General features: G+C 60.2%; 14 protein-coding genes. 8 read left to right on the top strand and 6 right to left on the bottom strand.

Annotation, left to right across the window (positions count from 1 at the left end):
• Positions 1-251: 251 nt before the first annotated feature.
• The 3 genes from KBY02_RS08505 (at position 252) to KBY02_RS08495 (ending at position 3,204) form a co-directional block, all read left to right on the top strand.
• Positions 252-1,067 (top strand): class II aldolase/adducin family protein, encoded by an 816-nt coding sequence (locus KBY02_RS08505; protein ID WP_024651520.1) that lies wholly within the window; start codon positions 252-254, stop codon positions 1,065-1,067.
• Positions 1,068-1,137: 70 nt separating this feature from the next.
• Positions 1,138-2,046 (top strand): glutaminase B, encoded by a 909-nt coding sequence (gene glsB / locus KBY02_RS08500; RefSeq protein ID WP_011267568.1) that lies wholly within the window; start codon positions 1,138-1,140, stop codon positions 2,044-2,046.
• 87 nt (positions 2,047-2,133) lie between these two features.
• Entirely contained in the window at positions 2,134-3,204 is a 1,071-nt protein-coding gene (locus KBY02_RS08495) for a DUF1615 domain-containing protein (RefSeq protein ID WP_024651519.1), read from the top strand.
• A 7-nt stretch (positions 3,205-3,211) separates the two neighbouring features.
• Here the strand turns inward: KBY02_RS08495 and KBY02_RS08490 are convergent, their stop codons facing one another.
• A complete protein-coding gene (locus KBY02_RS08490) occupies positions 3,212-3,637 on the bottom strand; it encodes a DUF1810 domain-containing protein (protein WP_024651518.1) in 426 nt (141 codons plus the stop codon).
• Between the two features lie 88 nt (positions 3,638-3,725).
• On the opposite strand from KBY02_RS08490, the gene KBY02_RS08485 reads away from it, so the two are divergent.
• The 4 genes from KBY02_RS08485 (at position 3,726) to KBY02_RS08470 (ending at position 9,358) form a co-directional block, all read left to right on the top strand.
• Positions 3,726-5,537, top strand: a complete 1,812-nt coding sequence (locus KBY02_RS08485; protein ID WP_024642564.1) for an ABC transporter ATP-binding protein — start codon at positions 3,726-3,728, stop codon at positions 5,535-5,537.
• Positions 5,538-5,634: 97 nt separating this feature from the next.
• Complete coding sequence (locus KBY02_RS08480) at positions 5,635-6,672, top strand: NADP(H)-dependent aldo-keto reductase (RefSeq protein WP_017278395.1); 1,038 nt, start codon at positions 5,635-5,637, stop codon at positions 6,670-6,672.
• A gap of 66 nt (positions 6,673-6,738) precedes the next feature.
• A complete protein-coding gene (locus KBY02_RS08475) occupies positions 6,739-7,539 on the top strand; it encodes an SDR family oxidoreductase (protein ID WP_104684103.1) in 801 nt (266 codons plus the stop codon).
• On the top strand, positions 7,532-9,358 hold the full coding sequence (locus KBY02_RS08470) for a glycoside hydrolase family 15 protein (RefSeq protein ID WP_104684105.1): 1,827 nt from the start codon (positions 7,532-7,534) through the stop codon (positions 9,356-9,358). Before KBY02_RS08475 ends, KBY02_RS08470 begins: the two co-directional genes overlap by 8 nt.
• Positions 9,359-9,414: 56 nt before the next feature.
• On the opposite strand, the gene KBY02_RS08465 is transcribed toward KBY02_RS08470, so the two are convergent.
• The 5 genes from KBY02_RS08465 to KBY02_RS08445 are packed head-to-tail and all read right to left on the bottom strand — an operon-like array spanning position 9,415 to position 15,362.
• Positions 9,415-10,842 (bottom strand): DUF2723 domain-containing protein, encoded by a 1,428-nt coding sequence (locus KBY02_RS08465; RefSeq protein WP_225650164.1) that lies wholly within the window; start codon positions 10,840-10,842, stop codon positions 9,415-9,417.
• Positions 10,843-10,895: 53 nt separating this feature from the next.
• Entirely contained in the window at positions 10,896-11,864 is a 969-nt protein-coding gene (locus KBY02_RS08460) for a lysylphosphatidylglycerol synthase transmembrane domain-containing protein (RefSeq protein WP_024651516.1), read from the bottom strand.
• Positions 11,861-12,601 carry an SDR family oxidoreductase gene (locus KBY02_RS08455; RefSeq protein WP_011267576.1) on the bottom strand — a complete coding sequence of 247 codons (741 nt, stop codon included), beginning with the start codon at positions 12,599-12,601 and terminating at the stop codon, positions 11,861-11,863. The genes KBY02_RS08460 and KBY02_RS08455 overlap by 4 nt, the downstream gene beginning before the upstream one ends.
• Positions 12,598-13,914 carry an FAD-binding oxidoreductase gene (locus KBY02_RS08450; RefSeq protein ID WP_104684108.1) on the bottom strand — a complete coding sequence of 439 codons (1,317 nt, stop codon included), beginning with the start codon at positions 13,912-13,914 and terminating at the stop codon, positions 12,598-12,600. Before KBY02_RS08450 ends, KBY02_RS08455 begins: the two co-directional genes overlap by 4 nt.
• Positions 13,911-15,362, bottom strand: a complete 1,452-nt coding sequence (locus KBY02_RS08445; RefSeq protein ID WP_024642569.1) for a UbiA family prenyltransferase — start codon at positions 15,360-15,362, stop codon at positions 13,911-13,913. Before KBY02_RS08445 ends, KBY02_RS08450 begins: the two co-directional genes overlap by 4 nt.
• Before the next feature lie 428 nt (positions 15,363-15,790).
• Here KBY02_RS08445 and KBY02_RS08440 point away from each other — a divergent pair, with 428 nt between their 5' ends.
• Complete coding sequence (locus KBY02_RS08440; RefSeq protein ID WP_003407519.1) at positions 15,791-16,015, top strand: DUF6555 family protein; 225 nt, start codon at positions 15,791-15,793, stop codon at positions 16,013-16,015.

The raw sequence follows: 16,015 nt of genomic DNA, 5'->3' as shown, positions 1-16,015 counted from the left end.
TCTTGCAGTCTTCGGCGTGCGATGCTCCAGCGGGGATTTAGAATGCTCTGGAGCATGTCGCTATACAAAAAGTTATTTAAATAGCCTTTAGGAATAATCATAGACCGTCGTGCACACGCGCAAAGCAGATGACCAAGCAGATTTTAATATTCTGATTTTTTATAATTAGCTTAGAAGTAAATGTGCTTTTTAATTGGATTGCCATACGCCTAGTCTTGTTGATCAGTCAGCAGTCATCAAGGAGCAATACCATGAGCAACGTCAGCGCTTTGCCAGTCCAGTCAGGTACGACGCAGTCGGGTGGCGGCAGCGTGCGCGACAGAGTGTCGCCGGAGGAATGGGACGTCCGGGTCAAACTGGCGGCAGCCTATCGGCTGGCGGCGCTCAAGCGTTGGACCGATCATATCTATACGCACTTTTCGGCACGTGTGCCGGGCCCGGACGAGCACTTTCTGATCAACGCGTTCGGGCTGTTGTTTGATGAAATCACCGCGTCCAACCTGGTCAAGGTCGATATTGACGGGACGATTGTCGATGACCCCACCGGGCTGGGTATCAACTACGCCGGTTACGTGATTCACAGCGCCATTCATGCAGCGCGCCACGACCTGCAGGCGGTGCTGCACACTCACACCCGTGACGGTATCGCCGTGTCGGCCCAGAAGCACGGCCTGCTGCCCATCTCCCAGCACTCGATTGCCTTCTCCGGCCGGGTGGCTTACCACGGCTATGAAGGTATTGCGCTGGATTTGAGCGAACGCGAACGGCTGGTAGCGGACCTGGGTGACAAGAGCGTGATGATCCTGCGTAACCACGGGTTGCTGACTGGCGGGGTGAGTGTCGAGCATGCGTTTCAGCAGCTTCATGCCCTCGAGTACGCCTGCAACATTCAGATTGCAGCGCAGTCGGCGGGTAACGCCGAACTGGTGTTTCCGCCGCGCGAGGTGATTGCCAAGGTGGAGCAGCAGGCAAAGGCCATCAAGGACGGCCATGCGCCGGGTGTCGCACGGCACTGGAATGCCCTGATTCGCGAGCTGGAGCGTAATGACACCGACTACAGGACCTGAGCCTGCAACGCAGTGATGCGAGGCGCTTGAGGTTGGTGTAGTGTGCGCAGCCAAAACAAGGGGCGCACACATGCAAGACCTGCTGAACGAAATCCTCGACGAAGTAAGACCCTTGCTTGGTCAGGGCAAGGTTGCCGATTACATCCCGGCACTGGGCGAGGTCCGGCCTGATCAACTGGGCATCGCGGTGTACGGCAACGATGGCCAGGTGTTCAGCGCCGGCGACGCCGAAACGGCGTTTTCGATACAGAGCATTTCCAAGGTGTTCAGCCTGGTGCAAGCCATCAATCACTCGGGCGAGGAGATCTGGCAGCGCCTCGGGCACGAGCCTTCCGGCCAGCCGTTCAACTCGCTGGTGCAGCTGGAATTCGAGCAGGGCAGGCCACGCAACCCGTTCATCAATGCCGGTGCGCTGGTGATCTGCGACATCAATCAGGCGCGGTTTGCAGCACCGTCGCTGTCGATGCGCGACTTCGTTCGACGCCTGTGCGGCAATCGGGCGATCACTTCCGACTCCAAAGTCGCCGACTCCGAATACCAGCACCGTTCGCGCAATGCCGCGGCGGCCTATCTGATGAAGTCCTTCGACAATTTCCACGGCGATGTGGAAGACGTGCTGCGCAGCTACTTCCACCATTGTGCGCTGAGCATGAACTGCATCGATCTGGCCAAGGCATTCGGCTTCCTGGCGCATCAGGGCTTTTGCGCGCACAGCGGCGAGCAGGTCCTTACGGCGCGTCAGGCCACCCAGGTCAACTCGATCATGGCCACCAGCGGCTTGTACGACGAGGCCGGCAACTTCGCCTATCGCGTAGGCCTGCCGGGCAAGAGCGGGGTAGGCGGTGGTATCGTTGCGATCGTGCCCGAGCGTGCTTCAGTCTGTGTGTGGTCCCCGGAGTTGAACGCAGCGGGCAATTCCCTTGTCGGTATGGCTGCGCTGGAAAAACTCAGCGCGAGGGTCGACTGGTCGGTCTTTTGAGGTGAAAAGCCTTCTGAAGTGAACCGCGCGTCGAAGCGCGAACCAGACAGGAGTCATGGATTGAATAGAAGGCTATGCAAATCGCTCATGCTGAGCGTCGGGCTGCTGGTGTTGGCAGGCTGCGGCACGCAACGGGTTCTGGAACCCGAGTTGACGCCTGAACAGGCGCGCGCGCAGATCGTGCGCCTGATGCCGGCGACGGTTACGGATCGCCAGGCATGGGCCACGGATATTCATGCCGCGTTTGCCGCGCAGAAAATCCCGCTGACCACCGAAAACCTGTGTTCGGTGATGGCCGTTACCGAGCAGGAGTCGACCTTTCAAGTCGATCCTGCAGTGCCGGACATGGGCCACATCGCCCGCGCTGAAATCAACCGCCGCGCCGCGCGGCTGCACATTCCCGATGCGCTGATCGCCACGGCGCTGCGCGTGCGCTCGCCGGACGGCAAGACTTACGGCAAACGCCTTGATTCTGCGCGCACCGAGAAAGACCTCAGCGCGATCTTTGATGACTTCATCGGCATGGTGCCGCTGGGTCAGGCGTTGTTCGGCAACTTCAACCCGGTCAAGACCGGCGGGCCGATGCAGGTCAGCATCGCCTTTGCCGAGAAACACGCCGAGGATTATCCCTACACAGTCGACGGTTCGATCCGTCGCGAAGTCTTCACCCGCCGTGGTGGCATGTACTTCGGTATCGCCCACCTATTGGGCTACCCGGTCAACTACACCGAGTCGCTGTACCGCTTTGCCGACTTCAATGCCGGCTGGTACGCCAGCCGCAATGCTGCGTTCCAGAATGCCGTGAGTCGGGCAACCGGGATCGAGCTGGCGCTGGATGGCGACCTGATCCGCTTTGACTCCACCTCGCCAGGCTCCACCGAGCTGGCGGTGCGCACCCTCGGTGATCGGCTGGGGATGAACAAGTCGCAGATATGGAACCAGCTCAAGCAGGGCGATACGCTGGAGTTCGAGGAAACCGATCTGTACAGCAAGGTCTTCGCCCTGGCGGACAGGGCGGCGGGCAAGCCTTTGCCCAGAGCCATCCTGCCTGGCATCACCCTGAAAAGTCCGAAAATCACCCGCAACCTTACTACCGCCTGGTTTGCCGAGCGCGTCGACGACCGACGCGAACGCTGCGTGCAGCGTGCGCCCAAGTGAAGTCGAATCATCGTGACAGGAGGTTCACCGTCATTGCGTCCCGCTCGCCCCCGAAAAACGTATCCAGCACCTTTTGAAACACAGGCCGCTCAGGTGCTGCGATGCTGAACAGGGTCATGCTCGAATGCAGTTTCATGTCATCCGGCGAACTGAAGATCTGTCGCGCCGAACGTTCTACCTGAGGCGCAATGATGCCGGCGCACTGTTCCAGGCGCGGGCCCAGCACGGGGTGTTGCAGGTAAGCCCGCGCTTCATCGAGATCGGTGACTGCGTAGTGTCGCGCCGTGTCGCTGCGCCCCAGCCCCTGGATCTGCGGGAACACGAACCACATCCAGTGGGAGCGTTTCTGCCCGGCTTCAAGTTCCGTTAACACCTGCTGGAACAGCGGCTGCTGGGCATCGACGAAGCGTTGCAGGTTGTAAGTATCTTTCATGATGAGTTTCCTGTTTTTCAACGAACCTGTGGTCGTATGATGGCCGCCCCTCAAGGGGGTTCGACCTGTCTGAAGAGTTTTTAAGCGTATGCCGGTTTTCAAACGTTTCATTTCGTTCATGCAGCAGGCCTTGCGCGCCATGCATCTGGTCTGGACCACTTCCCGAGCGCTGTCCATCGGCCTGATCGTCGCCACGCTGATCGCCGGCCTGCTGCCCGCGCTGGCCGCCTGGCTCGGCCAGCGCATCGTCGATGCCGTGGTCGCTGCCATGCAGTTGCACGCCAGCGCAGGCGAAGCGCCGTTGTGGCCGGTGTTGCGCTATGTGTTGTTCGAAGCCGGTGTGCTGGCTCTGCTGGCGGCAGCACAGCGTGGGCTTTCGGTGCAGCAGGCATTGCTGCGGGTGCTGCTGGGGCAGAAGGTCAATACCCTGATTCTGGAGAAGGCCCAGACCCTGTCGCTGTCGCAGTTCGAAGACTCCGAGTTCTACGACAAACTCGTGCGGGTCCGGCGTGAAGCCTCGACACGGCCGCTGGCGCTGGTGACCAAATCGTTGGGGTTGCTGCAAAACCTTATTTCGCTGATCAGCTTTGCCGTACTGCTGGTGCATTTCTCGCCTTGGGCGTTGCTGATTCTGGTGCTCGGCGCGTTGCCGGTGTTCTTTGCCGAGGCGCATTTTTCCGGCGATGCGTTCCGCCTGTTTACCCGGCGCGCTCCGGAAACCCGTCGGCAGAATTACATCGAAACACTGCTCTCCCACGAGGGCTATATCAAAGAGGTCAAGCTGTTCGGCTTCGCGCCGCTGCTGCTCAAGCGTTACCGCGACACCTTCGAGCGTCTGTACGCCGAAGACCGGCGCCTGACGGTGCGCCGTGATGGTTGGGGCTTCCTGCTCGGCCTGCTCGGCACGGCTGCGTTTTACCTGGCCTACGCCTGGGTGGTGGTCGATGCGGTGCATGGGCGGATCACCCTGGGGCAGATGACCATGTACCTGGTGCTGTTCAAGCAGGGGCAGGCCGCGGTCAGCAGCAGTCTCAGCGCCATCAGTGGTCTGTACGAGGACGGCCTGTATCTGGCCGACCTGTATGTCTACCTCGGTCAGCCGGTCACGCCGTCTGCCGGCAGCCTGACCGTGGGCGCGCAGCCCGGCGATGGCATGCGCTTCGAAAACGTCAGTTTCACCTACCCGGGGACCAGCCGTCCGGCACTGGAAAACATCGATCTGCACTTGGCGCCGGGGCGCAGCGTGGCCCTGGTGGGCGAGAACGGCTCGGGAAAGACCACGCTGATCAAGCTGCTGACGCGCCTCTATCAACCCGATCAAGGCCGTATTCTGCTGGATGGCAGCGACTTGCAGGAGTGGGACGAAGAGGCCTTGCGATCGCGTATCGGCGTGATTTTTCAGGACTTCATTCGCTATCAGTTTCTGGTCGGCGAGAACCTTGGAGTCGGCGACACTCAGGCCTTCCATGATGAAGGCCGTTGGCGCGAAGCGGCGGCGCAGGGCATGGCCGCGCAGTTCATCGAACAGCTCGACAAAGGCTACGCCACCCAATTGGGTCGCTGGTTTGCGGGAGGTCAGGAGCTGTCGGGCGGGCAGTGGCAGAAAATCGCGCTGTCACGCGCCTACATGCGCCGCGACGCCGATATTCTGATTCTCGACGAGCCGACTGCTGCGCTGGATGCAGGCGCAGAAGCGGCGGTATTCGAGCATTTTCGCGAGTATGCCAAAGGGCGCATGACGCTGCTCATATCGCATCGCTTTTCCAGCGTGCGCAATGCCGAACACATCGTGGTACTGGAGCACGGGCGGGTGCTGGAACGCGGTGATCATGACAGCCTGATCGCCGCCGCAGGGCGCTATGCCGCGCTGTTCGATCTGCAGGCGCAGGGTTATCGCTAGGTAAAACCGGATAAAAAGTGTTGCAGTGAATGACCAGTCGGCGTTTTATGGGAGCCCTGTTTCAAGCTGTATCTTTTTGAATCAAACGGAGACATCGATGCAATTTCGTAAATTGGGCAAAACCGATCTGTCGGTCAGCGCGATCTGTCTGGGCACCATGACCTGGGGCGAGCAGAACACCCAGGATGAAGCATTCGAACAGATTCGTATGGCCAAGGATGCCAAGGTCAACTTCCTCGACACGGCAGAAATGTACCCGGTGCCGCCGCGTGGCGAGACCTACACCAAGACCGAAAGCATCATCGGCGAGTACTTCAAGAAGTACGGCGACCGCAACGACTGGGTACTGGCCAGCAAGGTCGCCGGTCCAGGTCGCATGGATCACATCCGCGATGGCAATCCGCGCCTTGACCGCAAGAACATCACTGCGGCGCTGGAAGCCAGCCTCAAGCGTCTGAACACCGATTATCTGGACCTGTACCAGCTGCACTGGCCGGATCGCAAGACCAACTTCTTCGGCGTGCTCGGTTACACCCACGACCCGGATGATCAGGCCGTCGAAATCGAAGAAACCCTGTCGGTACTGGGCGATCTGGTCAAGGCGGGCAAGATTCGTCACTTCGGCCTGTCCAACGAAACGCCATGGGGCACCCAGCGTTTTCTGCACCTGGCCGAAACCCTCGATCTGCCACGTGCCGTCTCCATCCAGAATCCCTACAACCTGCTTAACCGCACGTTTGAAGTCGGTCTGGCGGAAATCGCCATTCGCGAACAGATCGGCCTGCTGGCGTACTCGCCGCTGGCGTTCGGTGTGCTGGCGGGCAAGTACCTGGACGGCGCACGTCCGGCCGATGGCCGTCTGACCCTGTTCGAGCGTTTCCAGCGCTACAACAACCCGCAGGCCGTCACCGCCACAGCCAAGTACGTCGCGCTGGCTCGCGAACATGGTCTCGATCCCTCGCAGATGGCGCTGGCCTACGTGACCAGCCGACCGTTCGTGACCAGCAACATCATTGGCGCAACGAAACTCGATCAGCTGAAGATCAATCTGCAGAGCATCGACGTCACGCTGTCCGATGAGGTCATCGCCGGTATCGAGGCCATTCACACCTCGCAGCCCAACCCTGCGCCATAACCTGCACTGAACTTAATTTCAGCCTCGCCAGTCAGCACTAATACGCTTACTCCGAGGCTGAAATTGATGCACATCTCACTCAAGCAACAAGTTGCAATCATTACCGGCGCCAGTTCCGGTCTGGGCGCAGGTGCCGCACGCGCGCTGGCAGACGCCGGTGCCGCCGTGGTGATCAACTACAACTCCAAGCCTGAACCTGCCGAGAAACTCGCCGAAGAGATTCGTGCGTCCGGGGGCAAGGCGCTGGCTATGGGTGCCGACGTTTCGAAGGAAGAAGACGTCGAGCGGCTGTTCGCACAGACCATCGAACATTTCGGCGCGCTGGATATTCTGGTCGCCAATTCCGGCTTGCAAAAGGACGCGTCGATCGTCGACATGTCCCTCGAAGACTGGAATACCGTCATCAACGTCAACCTGACCGGGCAGTTTCTCTGCGCCCGCGCAGCATTGCGCCAGTTCATCAAGCAGGGCATGCGCCCTGAAGTGTCACGGGCCATGGGCAAGATCATTCACATGAGCTCGGTGCACCAGCTGATTCCATGGGCCGGGCACGTCAATTACGCAGCGTCCAAGGGCGGCGTCGACCTGTTGATGCGCAGCATCGCCCAGGAAGTCGGCGAACTGAAGATTCGTGTCAACAGCGTTGCACCGGGTGCCATCCGCACGCCGATCAATGCCGATGCACGCAAAGGCGACGCCGAGAAGGAAATGCTCAAGCTGATCCCTTACGGTCGTATCGGCGAGCCGGAAGACGTCGCCAATGCCGTGCTCTGGTTGGCTTCCGATGCCTCGGATTATGTGCACGGCACCACCCTGTTCATCGACGGCGGCATGACCCTCTATCCGGAGTTCCGTGGCAATGGCTGACTTTCCCGCAGAGGCGCAAAACCGTATCGAGGATCACGGCATCATCGGCGACATGCGCAGTGCTGCGCTGATTGCCAACACCGGCAGCATCGATTTCTGCTGCTGGCCGGACTTCGACAGCCCGTCGATTTTCACCGCGCTGCTGGACACCCCCGACGCCGGGATCTTTCAGCTGGCGCCCGATCTGCCTGACGCCAGGCGGCTGCAGATCTATCTGCCGGATACCAACGTCCTGCAAACCCGCTGGATCTCCGAGGACGCGGTGGTGGAAGTCACCGACCTGATGCCGATCGGCGAAGATCAGGATGATCTGCCGCGTATCGTGCGCCGCGTCCAGGTGCGTTTTGGCGAGGCCACGCTGCGCATGCGCTGCCGGGTGCGCATGGATTACAGCCGTGCCCACACCACCGCACGAGTCGATGGTCAGGACATCTGTTTCGAAGCCGCCGGGCAACCGGGCATGCGTTTGTCGGCAACGACGCCGTTGCGTCTCGAGCAGCACGACGCCGTGGCCGAATTTCATATGCACAAGGGCCAGACCATCGAGTTCATTCTGGGCGGAATCGACGATCCGAATGTCGCTGCTGGCCGCTGCTCGCGCTATTTCGATGACACCTTGAAGTTCTGGCGGCGCTGGTCCGGGCAATCGCAATACACCGGGCGCTGGCGTGAGATGGTCACTCGCTCGGCGCTGGCCCTCAAGCTGCTGACCTCGCGCAAGCATGGCGGCATTGTTGCCGCTGCGACGTTCGGTTTGCCGGAAACCGAGGGCGGCGAGCGCAACTGGGATTACCGCTACACCTGGATACGTGACGCGTCGTTCACCGTGTATGCGTTCATGCGCCTGGGTTACACCGACGAAGCCAATGCCTTCATGAGCTGGGTACGCGGACGACTGGATGACTGCTGCGAACAGACCGAAAAGCTCGGCATTCTCTATGCACTGGATGGCCACGCCGAGCTGCCGGAAGATAATCTCGATCACTTGTCCGGCTACGGCGGTGCTCAGCCGGTACGCATTGGCAACGAAGCGTACAAGCAGGTCCAGCTGGACATCTACGGCGAGCTGATGGATGCCGTGTACCTGGCCAACAAGTACGGCGACGCCATCTCCCATGACGGCTGGCAGCATGTGGTGCGTCAGGTCGACTATGTGTGCGAGCACTGGAGCGACCGGGACGTGGGCATCTGGGAAATGCGCGGCGGCGATCAGCACTTCCTGCACTCGCGGCTGATGTGCTGGGTAGCGCTGGACCGGGCACTGCGCCTGGCCTTCAAGCGTTCGCTGTCGGGGCCGTTCGAACGCTGGACCAAGGTGCGCGAGGAGATCCACAACGATATCTGGGAGAACTTCTGGAATGACGACCTGGGTCACTTTGTGCAGCACAAGGGCAGCCGCAATCTGGATGCCTCGATGTTGCTGATGCCATTGGTACGTTTCGTCGGTGCCAACGATCCCAAGTGGCTGGCGACGCTGGATGCCATCGAGGCCGCGCTGGTGCGTGACGGGATGGTGTTCCGTTACCGCAACGACGACGATCATGATGACGGCCTGGCAGGTGAAGAGGGCGCCTTCGTGGCTTGCTCGTTCTGGTACGTCGAGTGTCTGGCCCGTGCCGGCCGGGTCGAACAGGCGCATCTGGAGTTCGAGCAGTTGCTGCGCTACGCCAATCCGCTGGGCTTGTACGCCGAGGAATTCGACGCGCATGCTCATCACCTCGGCAATACGCCGCAGGCCCTGAGCCATCTGGCGCTGATCAGTGCGGCCAGTTTTCTGGACCGCAAACTGGGCGGTGGACAGGCGCTCTGGCAGCCTTGACACGGTGAAGAAACGGATCATGAAATGAACGTTCAACGCTTCAGCCATGATTCGTTTCACTTGGCGTGCAATGAATACCCCACTGGCTGTTCTTCAAGTCGGTGGTCTTGCGCCACAGTCGCGCAATAACTCAACCGCGGCAGATAAACGCCGTTGCTGCGCATGGCTGCCCGAATCGCCACGTCGTCATCACAGGTCGCCAGCGTGCGTCCGTCAAGCAGCCCGATCGCTTGCCCCGAGCGCATCGCGCCCATCGGTGTCCAGTCGGCAATGATCAACGCACCTTTGGGCACTACCGGCTCGTAGGCGCGCACGAAATGCTCAGCGGACCGGTCGCGCAGGTAGGGCACCATGAAGTAGCGAATATCGTCACGATAGGGCAGCTGCTCCTTGTGCGCCGGAAGGGTGATGACCCCGTTGGCGTAGAGTGAATACGTCAGCAGGATGACTGCCGGTGCCGACAATGCCGAGAGATTGAGCAACGTGCCGCGTGCCGCTGTGCGGGGCAGGATACGCCGCAACTGAATCATGCCGAGGATCGTCAGTATCGCTGCACCGGGCAGAAAAAAAGTAAAGCGGTCGGTCACGTTGTAGGAAATGGCGAACACCAGATTCAGCAGCGCGGCGCTCCATAACAAGCGCAGCCGGCTTCCCCTGGGAAACAGCAGCAGCCCCGCCATTTGCGGCCCGATCAGCGACAGCAGCAACAGCGCTACCGCGCTCTTCTCCTCGAGGAGTTTGTCGAAACGCAACAGACTGCCTTCCCACTCCGGCCCTGCAACGGTCGCGCTGGCCCCGGTCATGTAACGATGCGCAATGTCCAGCAGGCCCATCCCGGCGTTCAGGTCATTGATTACCGCAACAGCGGCCGCCGCGAAACCAAGCATGAAACCGGGCAGGGTGATCAATACTTGCGCCTTGTGCTGAAACAGCAGGTGCACGTAAAGCGGCAGCAGAACCACGAACGTCAGTTGATGAACCGAGGCCGCCAGCCCGGTGAGTACGCCAATCGCGAAGAGTTTTTTCAGCGGCGTCAGAAGCGGACTGTCATTGAAGTACAGCGCATAGGCCAGTAGCACGATCAGCGTGTGCAACAGGTAGACCTCAGCCTTCGTCGACACCCAGAACACAACATGGGCCAGTGTTGTCGCCGCGGCAGCGAGCAGCGCCTGGCGTGCACCCGCGCCAACGCTCTGCGCCAATCGGTAGACGACCCAAGCCAGCGGCAGGAGAAGCACCGAATTCAGCAGGCTGAGCGAACGTGCACCGAACAGGTTGGAAAAAACCGTATTGAACAGCTGATAAAACGGATGCTCCAGTGGCCCGAGCGACTGGCTGAAATACTGACCCTCATGGGCGTTGGCCAGGAACATGCCATTGTCCATCCATTGCACCGGACCACTGGAGGCCAGAAAGCTCGCCGTGATGGCGGCAGCTAGCAAAAACAGGGGGATACACATCGATGCGCGCGAATCGAGTGGCATTGAACCGCTCCTCCGTGAGGTGAACAAAAATGTCGAGCGTCTGAGTTATGGCCTCAAGACTGAGGATTCGGTACGGGTTTCGCGCCGGTAAAGCGCGAGAGCATCACGGCGCCGATGGCCACCGCAAACCACAGGGTCGCCAGACGTATCAGCACTGTGGCAGCCACCGCATCCGCCCCCGGCATGCCCTTGAACATCAGCAGCCCGACCATCACCGCTTCGGCGCTGCCCAGGCCGCCCGGCATGAAGCTCAACGCTCCCGCGAGCATCGCCAGTGCGTAGGTGAATACGGCAAAGGTCAGCGGGATCTGTGCGCCCATCCAGCCAAGCATCCAGTAAAACGCCAGTGCCTCGGCGCTCCAGGCCAGCAGACTGAGCAGGCTGGCGGTCAGTAGCACGTTGCCATGCAGGCACTGGCGAGCCGCAAGCAGCACGTTGAACAGCTGCTGCCACAGGCTACTGACGCGCGTGTTTTTTGTGGGCAGTGAAGCCTGTAAACGCTCCAGCAAGTGACGGCGAGACAGCACCAGCGAGCCCGTCAGAACCAGTGCAAAACCGAGCAGGATCATCGGCTGCGCCTGCGGATACCAAGACAGGCCGAACAGCGTGAGCAGTACGATGGCCAGCAGATCGGAAAGACGCTCGCTGACAAACGCGGCAAAGCTTTGCGGGTACGGCACGCCCAGCGGCCTGAGCAATACGCCACGCAGCGCTTCACCGGCCTTGCCGGGAGTCGTGGTCAGGGCGAAGCCAGCCAGATAGATCCGCAGGCTTTTTCGCCAGGCCAACGAATGCCCCAACACTGAAAGGTAGAGTTGCCAGCGGACGAAGCGCAGCGCGTAGTTGATTGCAGACATCAACAACGCCACGCCGATGCCGAGCAGCCCGACCTTGCCCGTGGCTTCGCCGACCGCCTGCCAGCCGCCCCACAGCGAGAAACCCAGATACCCCATGGCCGAGACGACGATCGACAGAAGCACTGCCCGATAGCGCCATCCGGACAGCAACAGCAAGCCGCTCACAGGTTGAGCCTTTTGAACAACGGCTGCGGGATCGAGCGAATCACCCACATGATCCATGCCCAGAAGCCCGGCGCGTAAAGGCTTGTTGATTGGCGTGCGATGCCATTGACGATGCGTTCAGCAACGTCTTCCGGTTGCGCCACCAGCCAGGCCGGCAGTGGCAGACCCCGGGTCATGGGCGTGTCGACAAAGCCTGGTTTTATGGTCACTACGTGTACGCCCAGCTTGAACATCCGCGCCTGTAACCCGTCGCAGAACGTCGAGACGGCAGCCTTGGCCGAGCCGTACAGATAATTGGAAGGGCGTCCGCGATCGCCCGCGACCGAGGAAATCACCGCCAGTGTGCCGCAACGCTGAACCTCGAACTGCCTGGCCAACACGGTCAGCAAGGCAATCACCGATGCGCCATTGGTGATGAATTCCTGCACGGCCAGCCCTGCGTTCTGCTCGCAGGCCTTCTGATCGGGCAAGGTGCCGTGAGCCAGAAGCACGACATCGATCTGCTGCAGTACAGCCAGACAATCAGCCAGCATCGCCGGGTGCTCCGAGAAGTGCGTGACGTCCATTTGATAGGTGTCTACGTGTCCGGCACCGCGAGCCCTGAGGTCGGCGGCATTGCTCACGAGCTTGTCCGTATTACGCGCCACCAGGAAAAAATCACAGCCTTGCGTGGCCCAGCGTCGGGCGCAGGCATGGGCAATGGTTGATGTAGCGCCAATGATCAGAATCTTTTTCATGACATCACTCGTTTCCAGAAGCGGGACATCAAAGAGGGGTCGCGCAGGGCTTCCAGTTGTTCCCACGCCGGATAGGCCTGACGGAAGTCGCTGCCGCTCATGTGTGCATCCTTGGCCGGGTACAGTCGTCCACCCGCGTCACGGACAATGGCATCCAGACGCGGGAACAGTGACTCGGCCAGATCGCGCGTTTGCGCAAAGTCCAGTGCCAGCGAGGTGCCCTGCATCGGAAAAGACAGCAGCCCGGGCGAGGCGATGTCACCGCAGCGCTTGAGGACTGCGAGGAATGACCCCTGTCCCGAGGCTGCGATGGCATCGAGCAGCAGCTGCATGGCCTGGGGTGCACAATGCTCGGGAATCACGCACTGGTATTGCTGAAACCCCTTGCGACCATAAAGACGGTTCCAGTGCAGCACTCGATCCAGCGGGTAGAAGAACGCCTCGCAGGCGCTGCGGCGGGGCCTCGGCAGGTCTGAGTGCGCGTGCCAGTACAGCGAATTGAACGCACGCAAGGACAGGCTGTTGACCAGCGACACCGGAGGCGTAAACGGCACGTTCAGGCGATTGCGCGCCTCAACCGACAGTGACCCGTAACGGGCGTGGTCGCCGACCATGTAGACCCCGCGGCCGCTATGCGCACCACGGGCCAGGCAGTCGATCCAGGCCACGCTGTATTCATGCTGCGCATCCAGCTCGTGCGACAGCGTAAAGAACTCCGCCAGATTGGCGAAGCGCACTGCCGTACTGTCGATCTGGCTGCTGCGGATCGGCATCAGTTGCAGCTCGACCCAACTGATAACGCCGGTCAGACCGAGGCCGCCAATGCTGGCGGCGAAAAACTGCGGATTGTCCACGGCCGAGCAGACCATGGGCGGCTGGTCATGACGGATCAGCTCGAAGCGCATGACATGACAGCCAAAGGTGCCGCGCCGATGATGGTTCTTGCCGTGCACATCATTGGCCAGCGCGCCGCCTATCGTCACGTACTGTGTGCCAGGCGTGACCGGTAGAAACCAGCCGTGCGGGATCGCTGCCGCGAGCAGTTGCGACAGTGTCATGCCCGCTTCCAGTTGCACCACGCCGCGCTGCCAGTCGGCAGCAATGAAGCGATCCAGCCCGCGCATGTCCAGTACGTGAGCGCTGCTGGCCAGACAGCTGTCGCCGTAGCTGCGGCCGTTGCCGAAGGGCAGGCTGGTGTGATGGTGTGCAACGGTTTGCGAGATGTGCGCGGGGAAGCGTTTTATCGAGTCACATTCGTGACCCTGCTGGGCAACCTGCGGGTAGCGACCCCAGGAATAGAGAGGCCCGCTCATGCTGCGACCCAGAACACCAGCAGGAACAGCAAGCCGATCCCCTGGCTGATCCGGTCGCGAATCGCGAAAACCACCGGGTCCTCGTTCATTTCACCGCGATGGGTGAGCATCCAGATCCGGGTGATCCAGAACAACAGCAATGGGCAGGCCAGCCAGATAACGTGCGGGTGCTGATACAAGGCCACCGTCGCACCTTCATGGATGTAAAGCGCCAGCACCATCACTGCCAGATTGCCTGACGAGGCCCCCAACGAGGCGATCATGTCCAGATCGCCCGGGTAGTAACCACGGCCAGCCGTCTTGCCTGTTACAGCGCGCAGTCGTGCCTCGCGCAGTTCGGCATAGCGCTTGACCAGCGCCAGGCTGAGAAACAGAAACATCGAAAACGCCAGAATCCAGAACGTCAGTGGCAATTGAAACGCTGCCGCACCGGCCAGGATGCGCGTGGTATAGAGCATCGCCAGAACGATGACGTCGACGGCCATGTGGCGCTTGAGGTAAAGCGAATAAACCAGCGTCAGCAGGTAATAGGCTGCCAGCACCGCCGAAAACTGCCACGGCAATCCTGTTGCCGCAGCGGAGAAGGCTGCGGCGAGCAACAGCGGTATGACCAGCAGGCCGGATTTTATCGACAGCGCACCACTGGCGAACGGGCGCTCGCGCTTGCTTCTGTGGTGGCGGTCGTCTGCCAGGTCAAGGAGGTCGTTGAGCAGGTATACACTGGATGCGCACAGCCCGAAACACAGAAAGGCCAGCAAACCGTCGAGCAGCAACTGCGTGCTCTGGACCTGATGGGCAGCCAGCAGGGGCACAAAAATCAGCGCGTTCTTCAGCCATTGGTGCAGGCGCAGCGCTTTGCGCCAGGCGCTGGTCCCGGACGTTACCGATTGGATAACCTGCTCGACATTGCCTTGTGCCCGCGCCTTGCGCTCCACACCGGCAAGCGGGCTGGCGACGATGGCCTTGCGTGAGACACCCCAGATGCACAGATCGTCCCGGGAGTTGCCGATGTAATCGAAGCCCTGCTCACCATAGTGGCTAACCAGCAAATCGCGTTTACGATGCGCGGAAAGGTTGGTTCTACCGTCCGAGGCCCACACCTGATCGAACAGTTGCAGATGTGCCGCGATCCGGTTGGCGAGGGTTTCGTGCGAGGCGGTGGCCAGAATCACGCTTCTACCGGTCTGCCGCTCGGTCTGAATGTAATCAATGACGTCAGCGTTGAACGGCAGTAACGCAACGTCAATGTCGGTACCCAGCGCCAGGCCTTGCTTGAGAGACGCCTTGCCCTGCAGCAGCCAGGCGAAAAGACTGAACAGCTTTAACGGATGACCACGGATAAACGCCACGGCGGTTTCAAACAGCATGTCGGATCGCAGCAATGTTCCGTCGAGGTCGACAACCAGCGGTGTATGAACCTCAAGAATTCTTCCTTGAATACCGGGCATGAATAGTTGCTCCTGTGAACGTGAGCGCACTATGGAACGAAAACGGACATTCGCCACTTCAATAAAGTTAAACGCTATCGATAATTCAGCCGTGCCGATGGCGTCAGAAAAATCAGCTGTTTGACACTATTCGCCACACGACGGCTATTGATCCGTTATTCGATCAAAGACCGGAATCTGGCGGTGGCAACGGTAATGGCTGGCGAGTGCCGCGCCACCCATCGCGATCTGGCCGGGGCAGTGCGCTTTCGGCGATTCTCTGCCGATCGGTACCAGCGACTGCGCGTGACCCGTTGCAGATCCCGGCCCCGCGCGGACTGCGCTTGAGGTGTTCATTGGTCGCAGACATCAAAAAAATAATGAATTTCTTTGCCACGAATACAGTCACCTATACTTCAAGCCACTGCTGAAAAAGGATCAGACTTTCAATGGCACTTCCAAAGCATTACCGCATTGATTATCTGCTGAATGGTTCGTTCAAGAGTTTTTATATACGAACCGAGAATATGGATAACGCTGAAGCATGGCACTGTGCAAGTGTCGACGCAGGTCTCGCACGCATACCGAAATACCGTTTGGAGAAGGTCGCGCGGGTGTCGAAACCGTACGCCGAGCACTTCGGTGTCACCAATGTTGAGTGGGCTCAGGCCTGA

This window comes from Pseudomonas sp. P129, assembly GCF_020312195.1.
Classification (GTDB): Bacteria; Pseudomonadota; Gammaproteobacteria; order Pseudomonadales; family Pseudomonadaceae; genus Aquipseudomonas; species Aquipseudomonas fragariae.
Note: the sequence above shows the minus strand (reverse complement) of the source record. Positions and strands in the feature narration are given on the sequence as shown.